Below are 21,848 nucleotides of genomic sequence, written 5' to 3'. Positions count from 1 at the left end.
CCATTTATAATACCTGCATTTTCCTATACCGGTCAGCCATTTCCTCCAGGGAAACCTGTTCCACCAAAGGCGCTTTGCCGTAAGAGCCAAACTGTACGATAAGGGTGCCCACCACTTCCTTCACGCCCCGCTCAATGCAGTCTGTAATGGCCGCCGTATCCTCATCCGGTATGGCGCCGGTCATCACGGTTTCCATGATGGGCGTCAGGAAAACCCTGGGGTCGAACTGCTCCCGCTTGGATTCCAGCAGCTCATAGATGCCTCCGATGGAGCTGCTGTTTCTCTTATCCGGGTTGCAGGCAAAAAATTCTTTCATATTGCGGGTAACCGCCAGCCGGATATCCGTATCCACATTAATCTTGTTGATGCCGCATCTGGCCGCTGCCTTAAGTTCCTCTATGGCGATTCCATAGGTACCGGTCAATGTGCCTCCCAGCTCATTGATTTCATCCACAATATACTGGGGAACCGTGGATGAGCCATGAGACACCAGGGCCCCAAAGATTCCCTCATGGTTCAGGCATTCCCGGATTGCCACCGCAATCTCCTTGCGCAGCTTTACATCCTTTCCCTTGGAAGCACCGTGCATAGTGCCGTAGGATATAGCCAGTGCATCCACGCCGGTCTTCCGGAAAAACTCCACTGCCTTTAAAGGGTTGGTATACGTGGAGCCCTGTGAAAACACCTGGTCCTCCACTCCGGCCAGCACACCCAGCTCCCCTTCCACACTGACGCCCCTTGCATGTGCGTATTTTACCACCTCGCGGGTCAGTTCCACATTCTCATCAAAGGCCAGGGACGACCCGTCAATCATCACCGAAGTATATCCCCCCTGTATGGCGGCTGCACAGGAGTCAAAATCACGTCCATGGTCCAGGTGAAGGACAATGGGGATGGGGCTGTCCTCCCCATATTTCTTAACGGCCCTGGCAATATTCCCGGCGCCGGCTTTCTTATCCTCCAGGGTGGCATTCATAAAGTCGCATCTTCCCCCCATGAAGCCGTTTGCCAGGTCCGCTCCCTGCAGGATGGCCGCGGAGCGGAACATACTGTGTACTTCGATGGCAGCCTTTGCCTGGGCTACCGCGTTCACATTAAATGCCCCCTGGGCAAACCCATGTTTAACAGAAGCCTCCATAAGAGGTCTTAATGGAATCAATGTCATAGCATACCTTCCTTTTCCAAGGTTTCATTCCGTACCGTGTCACGCCTTATCCTGGGAGCCTGCCAGCCGGATGATGTCTTTTATGTCTTCGCGCAGCCGCAGCTCCGCATACTGCGATAATTTCCATGCATGGCCCTGGTCTTTTCCCTCAGCCAGCCCTTCCTTCAGATATTCCACATACCGGCAGCGCACCTGGGTGCCGAAATTGATTTTTGCCACTCCGCTGTCAATGGAACGCTTGACCAATTCCTCGTCCATGCCGGTACAGCCGTGAAGAACAAAGGGAATATCCGTAAACTTCCTGCATTCCTCCAGCACCTCTACCCGGATATCCACAGGTCCGTTGTAAAACCCGTGGGCGTTTCCAATGCCGATGGCCAGTGAATCCGGGCGGCACAGCCTGAGATACTGCTTCACCACATCCGGGTCCGCAATGTTGGATGCGCCCATTTTATTTCCCTTGTCATCCAGGCGGCACAGCTCTCCGATTTCCGCCTCCAGCGGTACCCCGAAGGTCCTGCACACCCTGGCCACTTCCTCTGTGGCTGCTGCATTTTCCTCCACAGGCAGGGAGGAACCGTCAAACATAATGGAGGTAAATCCCAGCTTCAGCATCTCCATGCAGCGCTCAAAGCTGTCCCCGTGGTCCAGATGGATTGCAACCGGCACTGAAACCTTCCGGGCCATCCATTTTGCTGTCTCGTAAAACCAGTCATGGCCTGAATAGGCTCCTGTATTCACATAGTGGGCCAGTATGACCGGGGAACGAAGCTCCTCTGCAGCCATGCACACGGCCCGTATGATGTCATAGGTTCCTCCCTGGGTATTGATGGCGGGAACTGCATAGTGGCCTTCATATGCCTTTTGAAGCATTTCATAAGTGGTTGTCAGCATGTTATTCTCCTTTTCAGATGTTCACGATAACTTTCAGATAATCGGACGGAGACTGAATCATATCCTTGATGGTATCCTCCACCTGGTCCAGCTCAATGATTTTTGTGATAATGGCGTCCGTAGGCACCTTTCCCTGGTTGACCAGACCAATGGCCTCCGGGAATTTTGCATTGGAATTTCTGGACGGGCACACATCAATTTCCTTCTGCATCAGGCGTACCGTGTTAATCCGCACCGGGTCATGAGGCCATCCCACCAGGGCAATCCTCCCCCCGTGGCACACGTAATTGTGCATGTTCTCCAGAATCACAGGAGCACCCGTACAATCAATCATGGCCTCAGGCAGCTTGCCGCCGGTCACCTCCCGCAGATACTCCTCCACATGTTTGTCCGTGGAATTGAAGGTGCAGGGTACTCCCAGCTCCTTTGCATAATCCAGGCGCTTTTGCAGCACATCCACCAGAATAGGGGTTGCTCCGTAGTTGATGCAGGCAAATGCAGCCATAAGGCCGATGATTCCTGCGCCGAACACAACGCAGTGCTCTCCCTTTGACACCCTGGCCCTGGTTGCCCCGTGAAGACCGATGGTCAGGGGTTCCACCAGGGCTGCATGGGTGAAGGTCAGTTCATCGGGAAGCTTATATAAAAGCTGTACCGGGTGAAGGAAATACTGGGACATCATACCGTCCTTATGAACGCCGCACACATGGAGGTCCGCGCAGTTGTTAAAACGCCCTGCCGCGCACATGTGGCACTTATTGCAGGGGACATAGGGTTCCAGGGCCACACGGTCACCCGGCTTTAAGCCCTTGTCATTTTCCCCGATTTCCTGGATAACGCCCACTCCCTCATGGCCCAGTCCGTTAATGGGATAGCGCATGGTGGGATTTACTCCCCTGTAAGCAGTCACATCCGAACCGCAGATTCCGCACATTTCCATCTTTATGATTGCCTGCCCCTCCCTGAGTTCGGGCATGGGCATATCCTTTAACACCAGGTTTCCTGGCTCCGGCAGACATAATACCTTCATGATTTCAATCCTCCTCATTTTCTCTGATATAATCAAGCGCATTGGGCATGATGCCCAGAGACCAGCCTCCGTCAGCAAATATCACCTGCCCCACAATGTAATCTGATTCTTTACTGGCCAGAAAACAGGCCAGGCCGGCAATCTCCTCGGCCTTTCCGAAACGCCCGATGGGCGACACAGACAATATGGCCTTCTCATCCAATATTCCGGATTTAAGGGGTCTTTCAACCATCTCTGTCCGAATCCAGCCCGGTGCAATGGCATTCACCTTAATGTTGTACATGGCCCATTCTGCGCCCAGCTGCTCTGTCAGCAGATTCACCGCTCCCTTTGTAATGCCATAGGGCACCCGGCCCACGTTAATCATTCTGGTATTGCCGGAGGAGATATTGACAATGCTTCCTCCCCCGTCCCGTCTCATATAAGCCCCCACTGCCTGACAGCAGAACAGCGGCGCCTTCATATTGATGTCGATTACCTCATCCAGCACTTCCTCCGACAGTTTGAGCGTGGGACATGGACGGGCCACGCCGGCGCAGTTTACCAGCACATCAATATGTCCGTATTTTTCATGTACATAATCCGCCATGGAAAATATCTGCGCTCTGTCCCGCAGATTAATCTGATAAAACTCCGCCATATGGCCTATGTCCATGGCAGCCTTCCTACCCTCTTCCTCCAGCACATCCGCTATGACCACCCTGGCTCCCTCGCGGGCATATCTGGAAGCAATCCCAAATCCAATGCCTCTGGCCCCGCCTGTAACAATGGCTGTCTTTCCATTTAATCGTCCTGATTCCATATTTCTACCACCATTTAATCTTGTCTGTTATATAGTTGCGGTACTCGATAAACCTGGAGGATGTGATATCTCTGGGCCTTGGCAGGTCAATTCTCACTTCCTCCTTGATTTTGGCCGGTTTGTTGCTGAGAATCAGCACACGCTCCGCCAGATACACGGCTTCCTCTATGTTGTGGGTGATGAACACCACCGTGCTCCCCAGCTCCTTCCACAGGCGTATGACCTCATCCTCCAGATAAAAACGCATCTTAACATCCATCTGTCCGTAAGGCTCATCCATCAGCAGCAGGTCCGGCTGCATGGCAAAGGAACGTCCGATGATGATTCTCTGCTCCGCTGACACGGACAGCTCCCCCGGATACGCCTTCCTGAACTCCTGAAGTCCCATCAGGTCCAGTATCTGGTCCACCCTGCGGTCGATTTCAGCCTTGGGGATTCTCTTAATCTTAAGCCCATAGGCCAGGTTCTCCTCCACGGTCAGCCACGGAAGGGCGCTGGGCTCCTGGAACACAAAGGAAATGTTATGCTTGCGCGGGTCCGCAGGGACCCCGTCTATATACAAGTCGCCCTCACTGGGCATGTGAATCCTGGTAAGACAGTTTAAAAATGTGGTCTTTCCGCAGCCTGTGGGCCCTACGACACACACGAACTCGCCTTTACGGATGTTAAATGACATATTGTCCAGCACCAGCAGGTCGCCGAAGCGCTTTGTAAGATTCCTGACCTCAACTTTAACGGGCCGGGTGTCCTCTCTTTCAGGCATTTTTGTCCTCCTATACCATTAAATTGCTAAATCAGTGTTGTCGGAAATAACCGTACGCAGTTTTAAGAACTCCTCGCTTACCATATCCCTTGGCCTGGGAATGCTGATGGGATATACTTCCTTCACAGTGGCCGGGCAGTCGCTGAGCAGGATGATTCTGTCTCCCAGATAGCAGGCTTCCTCTATATTGTTGGTGACAAATATGACGGTGCGCTTTTCCTTTTCCCAGATTCTAAGGATTTCCTCCTGCATCTGATACCGTGTCTGGGCGTCCAGCTGCCCAAAGGGTTCGTCCATGATTAACAGCTTGGGGTCCGCCGCATAAGCCCTGGCAATCCCCACCCTCTGTTTCATGCCGCCTGACAGCTGGGTGGGATAGGATTTCTCAAATCCCTTAAGGCCCACCAGCTCTATGTAATGCTGTGCAATCTCTCTGCGCTGTCCCCTGGACATTCCCCGGAATTTAAGGCCCAGCTCCACATTTTCCATAACCGTCTTAAAGGGCATCAGGGCCAGCTTCTGGAACACCATGCTGATTTCCGGGTTTACGCCCTTCCACTCCCTGCCATTGTACACAACCTTTCCCCCGGTCTGCTGCTCCAGCCCCGCGATGATATTGAGCAACACGGTCTTGCCGCAACGCCCCGGCCCCAGGATTACCAGAAATTCGCCGTCGTTCACATCAAAGCTCACATCTTCTATGGCTGTAAAATATCCCTTCTCACTGAAAAACGTCTTGGATATTCCATTTATTTCCATTCGTTTGTTTAGTTGTTCCACGGGCACACCACCTTCTCAAGTTTTTGAAGCCCCAGTGACAAAAGGGCGCCAATGATTGCAATGGTTATGACAGAGACAAGTACCAGGGCCATATCGCTTCCCTGCCAGCCTCTGGTCACCAGTGCTCCCAGTCCTTTCTGGGCGCCTAACATCTCGGCTGCCAGTACCGTTGTCCAGCCTGAGCTGACCGAGGTGCGGATTCCCGCAAAGATGGAGGGCAGGGCAGTGGGGATAACGATATCCGTCAGTATCTGCCTGTTGTTTCCGCCAAATACATGGCCTACATCCAAATTGATTTTATCCACCATCTCAATTCCCGTGGAAGTGTTGATGACCAGAGGCACAAAGGTTCCGATAAATACCAGCAGCACCTTTGGGAATTCACCGATGCCGAACCACATGATTACAATGGGAATCCAGGCAATGGGCGGTATGGGACGGATAACCTCAAATATACTGCCGAAAAACGCCTTGCATTTCCTGTTCCATCCAATGAGAATGCCAAAGGAAATACCAAAAGCCCATGCAATAAGAAGCGCCATCAGCACACGCCTTAAGCTGGCCCATGCATGGCCTGCCAGGGAAGTCTTTGCGATGGGTTTGGTAAAAGTCTTCACAAAACGCGCCCACACATCAGCCGGGGCAGGCATCAGCTCCGGGTGGCTGTCCGAGAACAGGACCCATCCCACGGCAATCATCAGGATTGCCAATACAGGCAGGCCGTAGTACAGGACGTTTCTCAATGTTTTCTGCTGTTTGCTTGCTACATCCATATTCCTTACTCCCTCCTACCTGTTTACCTTCCAGCGCAGGAAATATTTTTCTGCCCTGGACAAAAATCCTGAAAGAATGGCTCCGATGGCGCCAATCACCACCATACCCACGATTACAATATCCGGGCGGGCCACTGTACGGCCAATCTGAATCATGTATCCCAGTCCGGCGCTGGCTGCCAGCATCTCTGCCGCCACCAGGGTGGACCAGGAATTTCCCAATGCCACGCGGATTCCGGCAAATACCATGGGAAGGGAGGAAGGTACACCCACTTTCCAGAATATCTCCGCGTTGGAGGCCCCAAAGGTCCTGGATACATTAATCAGAGTCTTGTTGGTCAGCTTTATGCCTGTGTAGGAATTGATGACACAGGGCACAAAGGCGGTAAAAAAGATGATGAGCGCCTTTGCCTTCAGGCCGATTCCCATCCACACCACTACCAAGGGTATCCAGGCAATGGGGGGAACCGGCCTCACCAGCTCAAAGATGGGGCGGATAAAACGGTCCGCATAGGTCCACCCGCCCATGACCAGTCCCAGCGGAACGCCGATTATGATGGCTGCCAGGAAACCGGATAAGGCAACCTGGAGGCTGGCCAGTATATTCACCCACAGGACGTTGCCGTCCGGGGCCTTATTCGCAAACTTATACATCAGGGTCTCAAAAATCTGGGTGGGTGCCGGAAGCATCCTCTCATTCACAAGACCCACGCTTACTACCAGCTGCCACACGGCCAGCAGAGTGATGATTCCTGCCGCGCTTAACAGGGCGTAATTCAGGCCTTCCTTTGATTTCTGCTTTTTCCACTCCAAAAGGCCAGCCTCTAATTTCTCATTTCCAGTTGCCATATCGGTATCTCAGCTCCTTTTTAATTTGCGGTTTCAGTCAGTACCTCATTTAACAGCTTTCCATCCGTATGTCCCACGAATCTCTCCTGGTCGCCTTCCTTGTAATTGCCCACGCTGATAAAGAAATCAAGCACGTCCAGAAGTCTCTGGTCCATAACTGTATTGTCGGAACCCTCTGCCTTGTTATTCAGCATATCGCATGCCTCCTGCAGGGTGTAATATGTATCAGCCTCCAGATACTTGGCAGTGGTTTCCCTGTCCATGGAGCTTCCGTTTTCATCGTTCATGTCCACGCAGTAGTCAATGGCCTTTTCCTTGTTTTCCTTCATCCAGTCCAGGGTATTAAAGTATACTTCCATGAACACCTTCATAGCCTCGTACTTATCCGGGTCAGCATAACTGTTCTTATTAGCCACAAAGCTGCACATCAGTCCGGAATCAGCCATGGGGCCGCTGGCGACAGGCGTATACTTATCAGACTCAGCCAGCATCTTAAAGGTACCGCCCGACCCGGTCAGCACACACACGTCTCCCTCGCCTGCCAGAAATGCGCTGTAAGCTGTGGCCGGGTCCATGGCGATAAAGTTTACGTCGTCAACCGTAAGCCCGAAGCCTTCCAGTACTTTAATCAGCACATACTGTGTAACACTGCCGGTATTGCACAGGATGGATTTTCCCTTCCAGCTGTCCGCATCCCCGTAAATCTCATCGCTCAGGCTGCTGTGTCCCTTGCCCGCCTTTACAATATCCGAATCATTTCTGGCAAATACATACTGTGTTCCGTCGTCCGTATTGCTGGAGCCAAGAACCAGCGCATCGTATCCCAGAACACCTGCAAACACGCCGCCCACTCCGGTGCAGCCAATATCCCAGCCGTCGGATGAAAGGGATTCCATCTGTACCGGCCCGTTGGTAAACAGCACTTCCTCAATATCCAGTCCCTTTTCCTTAAACCAGCCTTCCTGCTCCGCAATATAGATGGGCAGATAATTAAGGCTGCCTCCTATACCCGACACGGTCAGCTCATAGCTCTTGTCCGCTGCCTTACTGTCTCCTGCTCCCGATGCCTGTGTCTGTGTATCCGCCTTCTTGGTTTCGGAACCTGCTCCGCAGCCTGCTGCCATCCCGGCACACATAACTGCTGCCATTGTCACTGCCAATGTCTTTACTAATGATTTTCTCATAACGTTTGACCTCCTGTCCCCAAATGGTTCTCTTATTTTTGCTACATGCTTTGCGTAATAAACAGCCGCCTTTACCCTCTTATGAAAGTTGCATATTTTTTTCCTTGTTTTTGTTAAATGATTAACATTTATACCGCTAAAATAATACGGAGCAACCGTGTTACGTCTATTTTTGACTATTTATCACCCAACTTGCAAAGTCATTATAGCAATATGACTATGCCAAGGCAAGGCAATTCAAACCAAACGTTTGCGTACCGGAGAATCTCAAAAAACCGTTGATACGCCAGCCTTTATCCACGGTTTTCCTCCACTTTCGTCCACAGTTTTTTACGCAAACGTTTGTGTATTATTTTATAGTAATCCCAGGCCTTTTTTTGTATACTTAAAGTAAACAGATTCAGAAATTTGCTTGAAAAACCCCAGAAAAGGAGGGTTGCCATGACATTAAAAGAAATCGCCCGGGAAGCAGGGGTATCCATCTCCACCGTCTCCCGGGTCATAAACAAAAACAGCACCAATGTTGCCAGCAAGGAAGTCCAGGACCGCATCTGGGAAATAGTCCGGCGCACCGGCTATACCCCAAATGCCACGGCCCGCAGTCTGAAAACAGGGGCTGCAAAAGCGGCCGACTCTCCCACCCGGTCCATTGCCTGCCTGTATGCAAGAGCTGAGGACTCCAACTCAGACCTGTTTTTCTCCACGCTGGCCCGCAGCATTGAGAAGGAAGCGTTCAAGCACAACTACGTGTTAAAATACTCCTTCACTGCCATCGACATACACCATCCCAATACATTCCGGCTCATCACAGATAATCATGTGGACGGCGTGGTGGTCCTGGGGCGGTGCGACAAACAGACCCTGAGCTTTTTAAAGAAATACTTTAACTGCGTGGCCTACACCGGGCTCAATCTGCTGGAGGCCAAATACGACCAGATAATCTGCGACGGATACCAGGCCAGCCTTGCTGCCATGAATACCCTCATCGGCCTGGGCCATACAAGAATTGCCTTTATCGGAGAAACACAGTTTGAGGACAGGTACACCGGCTACTGCGCGGCCCTGAGCGCCCACAATCTGCGCCCGGCAAAATCCCACATCGTCAATGTTCCCCTTTCCTCCGAGGGAGGATACAAGGGGGCCAAGGAACTTCTGTCCCGCAGGACAGATATAACTGCCGTATTCTGCTGCAATGACAATACGGCCATCGGAGCCATGAGAGCCATCAAGGAAGCCGGGCTGGTGATTCCTGACGACCTGTCCGTCATCAGCATCGACGACATAGACACGGCCCAGTATCTCTCGCCCATGCTTACCACCATCCATATACCGGTGGAAGAAATGGGACAGATGACAGCAAAAATCCTCATTGACCGGATTGAGGAAGGCCATAAGCTGCCCATCAAAATGAACCTTCCCTTCTATCTGGCTAACAGGGAAAGCTGCGCCCCCTACAGCCCAAAGCAGGAAGACGCCTGACACGAACACGGGCTCTAGGATTTTCAAACATACTCCGGTGCAAAACAGTTCTGCCATAAATAACAAAAAGAAAAGAGGAATACACCATGCTGATTACAATCAAGGATTCCAAGACAGCGGCTGTCATAGACTCCACAGGAGCCCAGCTCATTTCCCTGAAGGATGTTTCCGGCCATGAATATATCTGGCAGCGCCACCCGGAATACTGGGGCAAATGCTCCCCCCTCCTGTTTCCCGTGGTAGGCAACTGCCGGAACGACAGGACTATCCTGGAAGACCGCATATACGCCATTGAGAAACACGGCTTCTGCCGTGAACATGACTTTGATGTGTCACAAGTCTCTCCGGCAAAAGCAGTTTTCACCATGGAGGACACTCCTGACACACACCGTGTATACCCCTACGCCTTCTGTCTTTCCCTGACATATGAACTGAAGGACGGCATGCTTTCCATGGAATATCAGGTAAAAAATAAAGACCGGCGCGCCATGTGGTATGCTATTGGGGCTCATCCGGGATTTAACTGCCCCATGGAGGAAGGATTTGCATTTGAGGATTACCGGCTGGAATTTGAACAAGAAGAAGATACGGTCAGTATTCCCTATGATTTGGAGCAGCTGCACTTTGCGCCTTCCAAACCAGGCATTCCGCTGAAGGGCAGCAGCCTCCCCTTAAACCGGGAAATGTTTAAACATGATGCCCTGTTCTTTGACAAACTAAATTCACGGAAGGTATCCATCCTCAATCCCGCCACCGGCCGCGGCGTGGAGGTGGGATTCCCAGGCTTTGAAACCGTTGCCTTCTGGACCCTGTATCCGAAACCGGCCCCCTATCTCTGCGTGGAACCCTGGAACGGCTCCGGCATCTATGAGAATGAGGACGACCAGCTCTCCCACAGACACCACATACAGCACCTCTGCCCGGGAGACAGCCGCAGTTATGTTATGACCATACGGATACTGGGGTGTTCATCCCCTAAAAAACACAACCAGTAAATACCCCAGTGTCAGGCACAGCCCAATACAGAAAAGCATCAGTCCAAAGGAAAAGCTCTCCTCCACCAGCCGTCCGGTGCGTTTAACTTCTTCCTCGGCCTTCATCAGCCCTGGTATCACAGATTCCCTGCGCCGCTGGCTCCTTCCGGGAGCCAGCCGTTCCAGGGACCCCAGCCTGTCTATGGTCCTTCCCAGCACAACGGCAATCCTGTCCCCGCCCTGCTCTCTCCTGCTTCCATCCCTCTGCCTGTGAGTGGTTTTTCTGGCCAGCCGGATAAGGCTGTCCCCCAGACAGTCCATTGCCCGGCAGACCACCGCAGACACGGCCAGCAGCACCGCAACCATTGTGGACAGCAGATATCGGTCCGCGGCCCTGCATACAGCGCCGCACACAGCAGGAAGCAAAGTCTGAATCACAGGGCGGTACACCAGCTCTTCCAAATCCAGCCATGCCGGCCAGCGGTCCACATAATCCCTGGTTGCGTTCACTCCATTTTCACGCTTCATAAGAAATCCCCTGACCCCCGCACCGTACAGCGCCAGACCGATGCCAATGGATATCATTGCTCCCTTCAGATTCCCCCTGGAAAAATAGGACACCAGATGCACCGGTATGTCTGCATGGAAAAATCCCTGTCCCAGGTCCGCCAGGTAATCCATAAAAATATGGGGGACCAGCCCCAAGACCGGCAGGGCAGCAGACGGAACCACCAGCGCCAGCCGGCTTATGCGGCCCATATAGCTTCCCTTCATATCATCAAATTCTTTCTGCCTGGTGGGATGCCGCTCCACGAACAGCGCCACAAACAGCTTGGCCATATAGGCCAGGGTCATGCCTCCCGTGATAAGGAACAGCCACTCAGCTGCCTTCCATATTCCCGGTTCAGTCAGTATATACCGTACCGCGGGCCATTCCCATGGGCCTGCTGATGTCATCGGGACCGCTGCCCCTTCCCTTACAGCCTCTATATATTCCAGGATTCCCTCATGCAGCAGGGTCTTGCTCACATATCCATTTCCAAAAGGGATTCCGCTGATTCCCAGGGCTCCCATCAGAAAACAGAAGCACAGACAGGGCTTTTTCCTTCCGAATCCCCTGATATCATTGAGATTCAGCTGATGCAGGTTCATGAATACAGCGCCTGCGCTCAAAAACAGTACCAGCTTTAAAAGGGAATGGTTTACCATGTGCAGGAATGCGCCCCTGACAGCCAGGAAATCATCCCGCCCAGCTGCCCTCAGCAGGCAGGACATCCCAATCCCGGTAAAGATAAAACCAATCTGGGACACAGAGGAACAGGCCAGCGTCCGTTTCAGGTTAACGGAAAAAAGCGCCAGCAACGCTCCCAGGAACATGGTCGCCAGCCCCAGAGCAGTAACCAGAAGCCCCCAGGCCCCGTCCGAACCAAAGATACCGCAGGAGACAGCAATGACGCCAAATACCCCTGCCTTTGTCAGTATACCGGAGAGCAGGGCACTGGCCGGAGCAGGGGCCACCGGATGGGCCTTGGGAAGCCAGATATGAAGCGGGAAACATCCTGCCTTTGCTCCAAACCCAAACAAAAGCATTCCTCCGGCCCCATACAGCCTCCATTGATTCCCTGTGTCCCCGGCTATTTTAACAGCCTGTTCCAGAGCATCCATTTCCAGTGTCCCTAACAGGTCATGGAGCAGGAATAATCCCATCAGCATCACCAGACCGCCTATTACCGCAACCGCCAGATACGTGTTCGCAGCCCTCAGGCTCTCCCTCCTGCCGTCAAACGCCACCCACACATAGGAGGTAAAGGACATGATTTCAAAGAATATAAAGACAGAGTATAAATCCGCAGACAAAAACACGCCCGCCGTGGCCAGGAATGTAATCCAGAAAAAAGCATAGTACGTTCTCCGGTTCCTGTAATGCTCCATATACTCCTTAGAAAACAGCCCGCAGCAGGTCCACATGATAACCGCAATCAGTACATAGACCAGACGGAACCCATCCAGCCGAAAATGGATTCCCAGGCCGCAGATTCCCGGGAGCACCAGGTCCATTGTCTCAATCATCCCGCCATCCTCCCTATCTCTGTAAATATCTCCATCACCGGCCCTGAGTACAGGCCCAGCCCGATGATTGCCGCAGCAAATATGACCAGAGGCGCCAGCATCATCCAGCCAGGGTCCCGTATTTCCTGTAATGCGCTTTCAAACTTTGGGGTCTGTTCCGGCCCGTCCGCCTTAGGAAAATAGGCCCTGACCAACACCGTAAACATATACACCGCTGTCATGAACGCAGAATACAGAAGCACACCCGCCCCTGCATAAGCAAGCCATTTCCCGCTGCTGCCGGCAGTTGCCAGGTCCGCCCCGCAGCCAAAGGCTGCCTGGGCTATGTTCCATTTGCTGACGAATCCCGCAAACGGAGGTATTCCAGCCAGTGAAAAGCTGGCCACAGCCAGACATCCGAATGTCACAGGCATGTACCGTCCCAGCCCGTCCAGCTCATATACATAGGTCCTGCCGGACTGATGCATCACACAGCCGGCGCAGAAAAAGGAGCATATCTTCATGAAAGCATGGAACACCATGTGGCTCAGGGCCGCGGCCAGTCCCAGCGGGCTCATCATTACGGTTCCCAGAAGGATGTAGGACAGATTGCTGATTGTGGAATAGGCCAGCCGCCGCTTCCAGTGTATTTCCTTTACAGCCATGGTAGAGCCGAACACAATGGTCACCATCACTGCGGCCATGACCGCCATATGGGCCCAGGTACCCCTTAAAAATTGCGTTCCAAAGCTAAAATAAGTAAGCCGTATAACAGCAAATGCACCGGACTTCACCACTGCCACCGCATGAAGCAGCGCTGTCACCGGCGTGGGGGCGACGGTTGCCTCGGGAAGCCATCCGTGGCAGGGAAACAGGGCTGCCTTCACACCAAACCCGAAAAAGGCCAGCACATACACCAAAAGCAGCGTACCTCTTCTCTCCCGGACCGCTGTCAGGTCCAGCACGCCCCCGGGCATGAACTGCGTATTACCGGATGCAGAATAGCTCAGCACGAAAATGATTCCAATAAATGCAAAGGCAGCTCCTCCAATGGCATAGTACAGATATTTCCTGCTGGCCCTGGCAGCCTCCCTGGTCATGGGATGAAGCACCAGCGGAAAGGTTACAAGGGTCAGCAGCTCATAAAACAGGTACAGCGTCATCAGATTACCGGAAAAAGCGATTCCCACGGTCACGCCGTATGTCATGAGATAGTATGCAAAAAAAGAGGTCCTGCGCTCCTCATGCCTCATATACTCAAAAGAATACAGCACCGCAAGAGGCCACAGAAGGGCAATCAGCCCTGCAAAGACACTCCCCAGGCCGTCCAGGCAGAACATGACCTTCAAATCCCCGTAAAGACGGAACAGCACTGCCTGCTCCCCTGTGCCTGACTTTGCAGCAATAAGCCACCCTACCATCAAACTGTTTGCCAGGGTAATGCCTCCTGTCAGGAACTCCAGCCTGCGGTAGGCGCCATCCTTACTGCTTTCAGCCTTCATGGGAAAATGTCTGACTATCAGAAGCAGTATTCCCCCTCCTATGGGAAGAAGGGCAGGAACTGCCAATACCATACTGTTCATATCCTTTCCTCCCTTAAAGAACCTCTGCCGCTATGGATTCCAGCGCAGACAGAAGAGGACCTGGGAAACATCCGAAAAGAAGGGCTCCTGCTGTCAGCGCCAGCATGGGAACCAGCATGAGCCGGGAAGGCTCTGCGCCCATGGCTGTCTCCGTATATGGCTCACCCTCCACAGATTCCCTCCTTGCTTCCGCCGCTGGTTCCACTGCCGGAAAAAAACCGTTAATGGTAAGAGGCAGCAGATATCCCGCTGTCAGCAGAGCGCTTACCAGCAAAACCGCAGGACCTGCCACGGACCATCCTGCCAGCCCTGAGGACAATGCGCCGGAGGCCAGATACCATTTGCTCACAAAGCCGCTGGCTGGCGGAATGCCTATCAGAGCCAGGGATACCACGGTGTAGCACCCCATCATGACAGGCATCCTCCTGCCCAATCCCCCCATATCCTTAACCCTGGTATATCCGGTCTGAACAATGATTGCGCCTGCTGCCAGGAACAGGGCATTCTTAATAAGGGAATGAAATACCACATGTGCCAGGGCTCCCACAAAGCCCGCAGGAACCATGAGGCCCAGACCAAACAGAATATAGGATACCTGGCTCACCGTTGAATACGCCAGACGTTTTTTAAGCACAGGTTCCATGTAGGCCAGCATGGACCCCATGAATACGGTTGCCAGGGAAAGGAACATCCACACATCCTGGACCCAGGTTCCCCTAAGCCGGTCCGGTCCCACGATAAAATACACCACCCGCAGGATGGCCAGCACCCCGGCCTTGGTTATCAGGCCGGACAGCACGGCGCTGGCCGGCGCCGGGGCCACTGGATGGGCGGTTGGAAGCCAGCCGTGCATGGGGAACATGCCGGCCTTTGTTCCAAAACCAATGAGGACACAGCAGACTGAAACCAGAAGCATCCCCTCATTCCCCGCCAGGGAATCCTTAAATGCCACGCCCCCCGGGATAAAGGTAAGGGTAACGGCTGTCCCCGCCAGGAAAAAAATACCGAACAGGGCAAGAAACGCACCTGCCACTGAATAAAACAAATACTTAAGCCCTGCCATCACTGCCTCCCTTGTCATCTCATGAAGCACCAGAGGAAGGGAGGTCAGTGTCATCATCTCAAAAAACACATACAGAGTCACCAGGTTTGCGGAAAAGTCCAGCCCTATGAGAACTCCCAGCACAATCAGATAAAATCCGAAAAAACGGAACTCGTCCTTTTCATGGACCATATAGGAGACAGAATATATTCCGGCCAGCAGCCAGACCACACAGGTAAGGGCGGCAAAAATCCTGCTAACCCCATCCACGGACAGACCAATGGTAATGGATTGGGACAGCCGCCATACCGCCAGCTGTCCTCCCTTATACAGGGCCCAGAATGTAAGGATACATCCTGCGGCCAAAGTACCGGTCACAATCCCCATGAGAATCCTCCGGTCCCTTCTCAGTCCTTTCACGGACAATACCAGCGCGCCCACAACCACGGGGACCAGTATTGGCAGCAATAACATCACATTTCCTTCCATATAGTCCGTCTCCTTTTAATCAAACATGGCAAGTCCGTTCTCAATGGCCAGGACCACTGGCTGGGACTTGAGCCCCAGTGCCAGATTGAGCAGTATAAAGCATAAAACAGCTGCCCGCAGCTTCCATGAGCTTCCCGCCCTCCGGCTGCTTCTCTCTCCTCTGGAATATAAGGTGATAACCAGACGAAGGAAATATATTGCGTTGAGCGTAGTGCTCACAGCCAGGGCAATCAATGTGGGAATCATCTTATGAGGGCTCTGAAGAGCCGATGTGGCAAACAGCAGCTTGGAAATAAATCCCGCCAGCATGGGAAATCCTACCATGGACAGGGAACCCACGGCAAAGCCCATGCCCGCCAGAGGCGCCCTGTAGCCCGCTCCCCTCAGGCTCCTGTAATCCTTCCTGCCGCCTGACACCTCATAAAGCCCCACGGCGCTGATAAACAGCAGGGCCTTGGTGGCTGAGTGGGTAAACATATGGAATATGGCCGCCACCATACCGGCCTGGGTTCCCAGGCCGATTCCCATATAGATATAGCCAATCTGCGCCACCGAAGAGTAGGCTATCATCCTTCTGGTATCTGACTCCGCGATGGCATGGACAGACCCCATTATCATCCCCGCCAGACCGAATACATAGAGCACATTCACAATCTGGCTGGCAATCACATTTTCCCGTCCAAGAACCCGGTAAAAAATCTTAATCAGCAAAAATATATATCCCTTTGACACCAGACCGGACAGGACAGCGCTGGCAGTAGGCGTTGCATACCCGTATGTATCCGGAATCCAGTAGTGAAACGGATACAGGCCGCTTTTAATGGCCAGGCCCACGCTGATAACAGCCAGTATGACCAGCATGGGAATCCCATAGACTCCCGCTGCCTCAATCTGTGCCACAGCCTCCTTTGCAGGACTCATAAGAAGATGGCCCGTGACGTCGTAGAGCAGGCTTAAACCTATGAGGAACAGTCCTGAACCCAGCTGGCTCATAATCATATAGCGGATGGCAGCCGACAGGCTCCGGCCCTTCTGCCGTATCATGATAAGTCCGCACCCGGCAATGGTGTTAATTTCCACAAATACATACGCTGTAAACAAATCATTCGTATAAATAAGAGCCAGCAGGGAACTGAGCATCAAATCAATCATAATGAAAAACAGGTTCAGCTTTGTACCTTCCACATCCTCATAGGTGTGGTCCAATCCCCCCATAACGGACAGCAGCATCACTACGCCGAACATCATGGCCGTAAGCCCCTCCAGCACCCCTGCCCTGATTTCATTTCCCCAGGGCGCAGGAAAATGTCCCATCATATAGGTATAGCTCTCTCCCGTACCCATGCAGGATGCCATCACAGCCCCGGACATGACCGTTACCGAAAGAATCGCTGCAACACTCAGGTTCCTGGCCTGTTTTCCTGACAATGCCAGAGACAGAATGCCGGAGAACATGGCTATGATAATGGAAAAGAACGGGAAATTCTGCACCAGGCTCATGTCTTTTCCTCCTGCTTTGCATGCATCAGGATTTCATCCAGGTCCAGGGACCCATACCGTTCATACAGCCGTATGGTCAGGGCCAGCATCAGGGCCGTGGTGCTGACAGAAACAACGATACCGGTAAGCACCAGTCCGCTGGGAACCGGATTGATGTATGCCTCTGTATTGGTAATCCCATCCGCCACAATGGGAACCATGCGCCCCCTTATGTATCCCTTGGCGGCCAGAAACAAATAGACTGCCGTGTCCATGATATTCATTCCCATAATTTTTTTTATCAGGTTCCGGTGAAGCAGCAGCATGGTGAACCCCACGCCAAACAGGATGACCGAAACCGTTTCCTCTATATTAAGCAGCAAATGACCTGCCATCCTACATTCCCCCTTTCCGGAACAGTGTATAAAACGCATACATGGTACATGCCACCACCAGGCCCACGCAGATGTTAAGGGGCAGAATAAGGCCGCTGCTGAGTATTGTACCCGGCGTGCCCAAAGGAATGCCGCTGTCCATATGGTTGGCTCCGGTGAAAAACGAATAACTCTTTGCCAGACAGTAAAAGGTGAGCGCTCCAAGGGTAGTCCTGCGGTACACCTTTTCCGTAAAGAAACATTCGGTTTTCCGAAATCCAAAGGCATTGAGATAAAGTATCAGTCCGGACCCCAGGACCGCTCCTCCGGAGAACCCTCCTCCCGGCGACAGATGGCCGTTCAGCACAATATATATGCCGAATATTATGATAAGCGGCACCAGCACACAGGCACATTTCTGCAGAATGATATCGTTTTTTGGTTCAAACAGCCTGTCGTTGGCCTCCTCCAGGCGCTTTCTTGTGTCCTTATCCCTGTTTGCCGCATCAATCCTCAAAAGGGCAAACACACAGCAGGAAGCTATAAACAGGACACAGGACTCTCCAAATGTATCAAAGGCCCTGTAATCCAGAATCATGCCAGTCACCATATTCACTGCCCCTGTCTCTCTGAGTCCTTCCGTTATATAGCGTGACGAGACCTCATTATTATCCGGATTGCCCGCATTGCCGAACACGGGAAGGTAGGCAATGGTCCACAGCAGGACAAATATAATACTGAAACAGAGCAGCACGGACATCACCTGATAAAACCTGCGGAAGACGCGGATTCCCCGTTCCTGGGAAAGGCTTCCCTTATCCTCTGCCGTTTCCTGTTTTTCCCTGGTCTGCCGGAACTCCTGTTCTGTATAAGCCTCCATGGGCAAAACAGCATCCTGGTCCGGAACCTGAATCTCTATCCCGTCTGCAAGGAGGTCCGCCCCCTTATCCACCCATTTTCTGAACCTCAGCCACCGGCTTCTTTCATAATCATCCCTTCTCCTGCTCATCCCGTTCCTCCCTGCGGATTGCCTTTATTTTCTTCAAGGTTATGAAAAACAGAATACTCGTTACCCCCGCCCCCACCGCTGCCTCTGTAATGGCTAAATCCGGTGACTGGAGCAGAATCCAGATAACGCACATAATCAGGCTGTATGACATAAAAATGATGATGGAGGTCAGAAGGTCCTTTGCAAACGCAACAGATACCGCACACACAATAAGGCAGACCAATAAAATAATTTCAAATATTCTCATGCTTTGTCCCCGCTTTCATCTGGGTCTTTTGGATGGGATTTATCGATTACAAGTATTTCCCCCAAATCCTCGTCCGTCATTGCCTCCAGCCGGCTAATCATATGGCCCGATACAGGTCCTGCTGTCCAGAAAAACAGGATGACCAGAAACAGCTTCAGGGAATCCATGGAAATTCCCCTCATGACTATCAGACCGATAAACACAAACAGAATTCCCAGGGTATCTCCCATTGCCGCTGCATGCATCCGGTTCAGAGCCTTGTGAAAGCGGTTGACCCCGAAAACCGACAGCACCATAAACAGGATACCGATAAACAGAAAGGATGCAGATAATGATAATTTTAGCCATTGCACCGTCATATATCTCCCTCCTCCTTTTTACACAGCCTGTCCTCCTGCCCTTCAGACTGATGTTTCAAATTATCGTCAATGGCATCCAAGTCTGCTTTCATTTTCTTATGCTGCAGATAAACGCCTGTATAGACCTTGCACAGAACCACTACCCCCAGAAAACTGAGCATGGCATAAATCAGGCAGACATCCACCAGATAATTCTCATCCAGATACACGGACAGAATTGCGATAATCATGATAATCATGGTCCCTGTCATATTAACAGCAATAATCCGGTCCGCAATTCCCGGTCCCAGGACAGAACGGACCATACTGACAATGATTAACAGAGCCAGCACAATGACGGCCGCGGCCAGAAGAATATCATACACCTGTTCGATTACCTCCATCTCTCTTCCTCCGCCTCCATTTCCTCCAGCAGTTCCACAAATACGGACTCTTCCATTCCCTCAGCCAGTTCCCGGTCCAGGCAATGGACGCAGAAACGGTTTCCCTCCACTGATACGGTTATGGTTCCAGGTGTCAGGGTTATGGAATTAGCCAGCATAACCTTGGCCAGTCCGGTTCTGAGAGCTGTTTCAAAATATACAAAGGCAGGCTCCGGCTGCAGCTCCGGCGAAAGGATAATTTTAAGTACACACACATTGGCCCTGACAATTTCCTTGACCAGCACCCAGAAATATCTGACAAACAGAGGAATCAGTTTGAAGAGCAGTAATTCCTTCCTCATGCTGTATTCCATGAATCTGCACATAAAATAAAAAAGTGCGGCTGAAATTACAACGCCAAATACGCAGATTTCTGCTGTCACCTTGCCGTTTAAAATCAACCACACTGAAAAAAACAGAAGAAACATAGGCTTACCCCCCTTTGCCTGGTCTCCTTCTACCGATTACAGAATATTATACTGCTGTTTCCGGTCAAATACAAGAATATAAAGGCCGGCCGCTGCTGCCATAAGAGATAGCTTTAAGCCCTTACTTTTGCTATACTCAGTTATATCCACTACTCCCTTTATCCCCTACTATCTTCCCCCTGATTTTCCCCGGCTAATCCTTCGACATTTAGCGACATAATTTAACGTTTTTTGTCGTCTTGTCTTACTTGATAAAACCCCCATCCCCGGTTTAACTTTACAGGAGTCAACTGATATCGGGAGGAATCATCATGAAATACGAAAGAGAAACCTGTAACCTGCTCCGGCGCCTCGGCGTCAACAACTCCTATGTGGGGTTCCGCTATACAGTTTATGGTATCATCCGCGCAATTGCCAATCCGGAACTGCTAATCTACATATCCAAAGGACTTTATGTGGAAATTTCTGCGGAATACCATACATCCACTGGCTGTGTGGAACGGAATATCCGCACCATTATCAGCACCATATGGGCCCATGGAGACCGGAACCTCTTAAATCAGGTCTTTGGCTTCAATTTGGAACAGAAGCCGCGAAATGGCGCCTTCATAGATGCGCTCTCTCACTATGTTGTGGAACACTACTACGACTGATTTTTGTAAAATGTGTTTAGGGTGTACGTCTGCTTATTGCCAGGACATAATTTACAAAATCACAGAAAGCGAAGAGTGGCCGGGCCCGATACCATCGGGTCTGTTTGCTGCACTCATAAGTTTCCCTGGAACCGCGCAGCTCCTCCGGAAACAAAAAAAGCCCTGTAAACACAGGACTCTTACGTATGCGGCTAACAGGACTCGAACCTGCACGGTTTCCCAATGGGACCTAAACCCATCGTGTCTGCCAATTCCACCACAGCCGCAAATATAAAAAATGCGGGTGGCCGGACTTGAACCGGCACGGTATCGCTACCGAGGGATTTTAAGTCCCTTGTGTCTGCCTATTCCACCACACCCGCAGATTGATATATGACAAAGCCATATGCAGATATAAAACAAATGGGGCCTACAGGGCTCGAACCTGTGACCCTCTGCTTGTAAGGCAGATGCTCTCCCAGCTGAGCTAAGACCCCAATAGGTATCTCTTTCAGCGTATATATGAAAGAAAAACGACCCGGAACGGGTTCGAACCGTCGACCTCCGCCGTGACAGGGCGGCGCTCTAACCAGCTGAGCCACCGGGCCATTATTTAGATGATATAGTTCTCATTCTGCTTTAGTTAGGAAGAGTGGACCTTCGGGGACTCGAACCCAGGACCGACCGGTTATGAGCCGGTTGCTCTAACCAACTGAGCTAAAGGTCCGAACTATATAATCACTAACATTGCTTACTGTTTTACAGTAAAAGCCGATGATCGGACTCGAACCGATAACCTGCTGATTACAAATCAGCTGCTCTGCCAATTGAGCCACATCGGCGTATCTAAACTGGTCAAATGACCCCAACGAGATTCGAACTCGTGTTACCGCCGTGAAAGGGCGATGTCTTAACCGCTTGACCATGGGGCCTGAATAAGGTAGTGGTCGCCATGGACTTCCACTAAAACTCCCCGAGTAGGACTTGAACCTACGACAGCGCGGTTAACAGCCGCGTGCTCTACCGACTGAGCTATCGAGGA

Annotated in this window: 22 protein-coding genes and 8 tRNA genes; 3 read left to right on the top strand and 27 right to left on the bottom strand. The window is 51.8% G+C overall.

The annotated features are described in order from the left end of the window. Positions 1–4: 4 nt before the first annotated feature. Genes I2H39_RS24945 through I2H39_RS24905 form a run of 9 tightly spaced genes read right to left on the bottom strand, consistent with a single transcriptional unit; the run spans position 5 to position 8,240 of the window. Complete coding sequence (locus I2H39_RS24945; RefSeq protein ID WP_138311287.1) at positions 5–1,165, bottom strand: ketose-bisphosphate aldolase; 1,161 nt, start codon at positions 1,163–1,165, stop codon at positions 5–7. A 39-nt stretch (positions 1,166–1,204) separates the two neighbouring features. After that, positions 1,205–2,059: a class II fructose-bisphosphate aldolase gene (locus tag I2H39_RS24940; protein ID WP_195627765.1), complete on the bottom strand. Its 855-nt coding sequence runs from the start codon at positions 2,057–2,059 to the stop codon at positions 1,205–1,207. 13 nt (positions 2,060–2,072) lie between these two features. After that, the gene (locus I2H39_RS24935; RefSeq protein WP_138311285.1) at positions 2,073–3,089 is read right to left on the bottom strand and encodes an alcohol dehydrogenase catalytic domain-containing protein; all 1,017 of its coding nucleotides are present in this window, start codon (positions 3,087–3,089) and stop codon (positions 2,073–2,075) included. A 4-nt stretch (positions 3,090–3,093) separates the two neighbouring features. Next, entirely contained in the window at positions 3,094–3,891 is a 798-nt protein-coding gene (locus tag I2H39_RS24930; RefSeq protein ID WP_138311284.1) for an SDR family oxidoreductase, read from the bottom strand. 4 nt (positions 3,892–3,895) lie between these two features. Continuing rightward, entirely contained in the window at positions 3,896–4,654 is a 759-nt protein-coding gene (locus I2H39_RS24925; protein WP_138311283.1) for an ABC transporter ATP-binding protein, read from the bottom strand. Between the two features lie 18 nt (positions 4,655–4,672). After that, the gene (locus I2H39_RS24920; RefSeq protein ID WP_195627764.1) at positions 4,673–5,434 is read right to left on the bottom strand and encodes an ABC transporter ATP-binding protein; all 762 of its coding nucleotides are present in this window, start codon (positions 5,432–5,434) and stop codon (positions 4,673–4,675) included. Further along, positions 5,422–6,207 carry an ABC transporter permease gene (locus I2H39_RS24915; protein WP_138311281.1) on the bottom strand — a complete coding sequence of 262 codons (786 nt, stop codon included), beginning with the start codon at positions 6,205–6,207 and terminating at the stop codon, positions 5,422–5,424. The genes I2H39_RS24920 and I2H39_RS24915 overlap by 13 nt, the downstream gene beginning before the upstream one ends. A 15-nt stretch (positions 6,208–6,222) precedes the next feature. Then, positions 6,223–7,056 carry an ABC transporter permease gene (locus I2H39_RS24910; protein ID WP_195627763.1) on the bottom strand — a complete coding sequence of 278 codons (834 nt, stop codon included), beginning with the start codon at positions 7,054–7,056 and terminating at the stop codon, positions 6,223–6,225. Between the two features lie 20 nt (positions 7,057–7,076). After that, entirely contained in the window at positions 7,077–8,240 is a 1,164-nt protein-coding gene (locus tag I2H39_RS24905; RefSeq protein WP_138311280.1) for an ABC transporter substrate-binding protein, read from the bottom strand. A gap of 441 nt (positions 8,241–8,681) precedes the next feature. Between I2H39_RS24905 and I2H39_RS24900 the strand changes: the two genes are divergently transcribed. Beyond that, positions 8,682–9,719 (top strand): LacI family DNA-binding transcriptional regulator, encoded by a 1,038-nt coding sequence (locus I2H39_RS24900; RefSeq protein ID WP_138311279.1) that lies wholly within the window; start codon positions 8,682–8,684, stop codon positions 9,717–9,719. A gap of 86 nt (positions 9,720–9,805) precedes the next feature. Further along, positions 9,806–10,714, top strand: a complete 909-nt coding sequence (locus I2H39_RS24895; RefSeq protein WP_195627762.1) for an aldose 1-epimerase family protein — start codon at positions 9,806–9,808, stop codon at positions 10,712–10,714. On the opposite strand, the gene I2H39_RS24890 is transcribed toward I2H39_RS24895, so the two are convergent. The 10 genes from I2H39_RS24890 to I2H39_RS24845 are packed head-to-tail and all read right to left on the bottom strand — an operon-like array spanning position 10,688 to position 20,174. Continuing rightward, positions 10,688–12,763: a complex I subunit 5 family protein gene (locus I2H39_RS24890; RefSeq protein WP_138311277.1), complete on the bottom strand. Its 2,076-nt coding sequence runs from the start codon at positions 12,761–12,763 to the stop codon at positions 10,688–10,690. The genes I2H39_RS24895 and I2H39_RS24890 overlap by 27 nt on opposite strands. Beyond that, positions 12,760–14,325 carry a proton-conducting transporter membrane subunit gene (locus I2H39_RS24885; RefSeq protein ID WP_195627761.1) on the bottom strand — a complete coding sequence of 522 codons (1,566 nt, stop codon included), beginning with the start codon at positions 14,323–14,325 and terminating at the stop codon, positions 12,760–12,762. Before I2H39_RS24885 ends, I2H39_RS24890 begins: the two co-directional genes overlap by 4 nt. 13 nt (positions 14,326–14,338) lie before the next feature. Next, positions 14,339–15,856: a proton-conducting transporter membrane subunit gene (locus I2H39_RS24880; RefSeq protein WP_195627760.1), complete on the bottom strand. Its 1,518-nt coding sequence runs from the start codon at positions 15,854–15,856 to the stop codon at positions 14,339–14,341. Positions 15,857–15,871: 15 nt separating this feature from the next. Continuing rightward, positions 15,872–17,356: a proton-conducting transporter membrane subunit gene (locus tag I2H39_RS24875; RefSeq protein WP_195627759.1), complete on the bottom strand. Its 1,485-nt coding sequence runs from the start codon at positions 17,354–17,356 to the stop codon at positions 15,872–15,874. After that, positions 17,353–17,730, bottom strand: coding sequence for a cation:proton antiporter subunit C (locus I2H39_RS24870; RefSeq protein ID WP_138311273.1), 378 nt, complete (start codon positions 17,728–17,730; stop codon positions 17,353–17,355). Before I2H39_RS24870 ends, I2H39_RS24875 begins: the two co-directional genes overlap by 4 nt. Position 17,731: 1 nt before the next feature. After that, the gene (gene mbhE, locus I2H39_RS24865; RefSeq protein WP_138311272.1) at positions 17,732–18,718 is read right to left on the bottom strand and encodes a hydrogen gas-evolving membrane-bound hydrogenase subunit E; all 987 of its coding nucleotides are present in this window, start codon (positions 18,716–18,718) and stop codon (positions 17,732–17,734) included. Continuing rightward, the gene (locus tag I2H39_RS24860; protein ID WP_138311271.1) at positions 18,699–18,965 is read right to left on the bottom strand and encodes a hydrogenase subunit MbhD domain-containing protein; all 267 of its coding nucleotides are present in this window, start codon (positions 18,963–18,965) and stop codon (positions 18,699–18,701) included. The genes mbhE and I2H39_RS24860 overlap by 20 nt, the downstream gene beginning before the upstream one ends. Continuing rightward, complete coding sequence (locus I2H39_RS24855) at positions 18,962–19,324, bottom strand: monovalent cation/H(+) antiporter subunit G (RefSeq protein WP_138311270.1); 363 nt, start codon at positions 19,322–19,324, stop codon at positions 18,962–18,964. Before I2H39_RS24855 ends, I2H39_RS24860 begins: the two co-directional genes overlap by 4 nt. Next, complete coding sequence (locus I2H39_RS24850) at positions 19,321–19,707, bottom strand: monovalent cation/H+ antiporter complex subunit F (protein WP_138311269.1); 387 nt, start codon at positions 19,705–19,707, stop codon at positions 19,321–19,323. Before I2H39_RS24850 ends, I2H39_RS24855 begins: the two co-directional genes overlap by 4 nt. Then, a complete protein-coding gene (locus tag I2H39_RS24845) occupies positions 19,698–20,174 on the bottom strand; it encodes a Na+/H+ antiporter subunit E (protein WP_138311268.1) in 477 nt (158 codons plus the stop codon). The genes I2H39_RS24850 and I2H39_RS24845 overlap by 10 nt, the downstream gene beginning before the upstream one ends. A gap of 311 nt (positions 20,175–20,485) precedes the next feature. On the opposite strand from I2H39_RS24845, the gene I2H39_RS24840 reads away from it, so the two are divergent. Then, entirely contained in the window at positions 20,486–20,827 is a 342-nt protein-coding gene (locus tag I2H39_RS24840; protein WP_178332047.1) for a sporulation initiation factor Spo0A C-terminal domain-containing protein, read from the top strand. A 186-nt stretch (positions 20,828–21,013) separates the two neighbouring features. On the opposite strand, the gene I2H39_RS24835 is transcribed toward I2H39_RS24840, so the two are convergent. The 8 genes from I2H39_RS24835 to I2H39_RS24800 all read right to left on the bottom strand — a co-directional run bounded on the left by I2H39_RS24835 (position 21,014) and on the right by I2H39_RS24800 (position 21,848). Then, a tRNA-Leu gene (locus I2H39_RS24835) sits at positions 21,014–21,093 on the bottom strand. 12 nt (positions 21,094–21,105) lie between these two features. Continuing rightward, positions 21,106–21,189 (bottom strand) — tRNA-Leu (locus tag I2H39_RS24830). A gap of 41 nt (positions 21,190–21,230) precedes the next feature. After that, positions 21,231–21,303 (bottom strand) — tRNA-Val (locus I2H39_RS24825). A 37-nt stretch (positions 21,304–21,340) separates the two neighbouring features. Then, positions 21,341–21,414 (bottom strand) — tRNA-Asp (locus I2H39_RS24820). A 45-nt stretch (positions 21,415–21,459) separates the two neighbouring features. Further along, positions 21,460–21,533, bottom strand: a tRNA-Ile gene (locus I2H39_RS24815). A gap of 42 nt (positions 21,534–21,575) precedes the next feature. Then, positions 21,576–21,648, bottom strand: a tRNA-Thr gene (locus I2H39_RS24810). Positions 21,649–21,666: 18 nt separating this feature from the next. Next, positions 21,667–21,738, bottom strand: a tRNA-Glu gene (locus tag I2H39_RS24805). A gap of 37 nt (positions 21,739–21,775) precedes the next feature. Continuing rightward, positions 21,776–21,848 (bottom strand) — tRNA-Asn (locus I2H39_RS24800).

It is taken from the genome of Clostridium sp. 1001283B150225_161107_B6 (assembly GCF_015556325.1).
Classification (GTDB): Bacteria; Bacillota; Clostridia; order Lachnospirales; family Lachnospiraceae; genus Enterocloster.
Note: the sequence above shows the minus strand (reverse complement) of the source record. Positions and strands in the feature narration are given on the sequence as shown.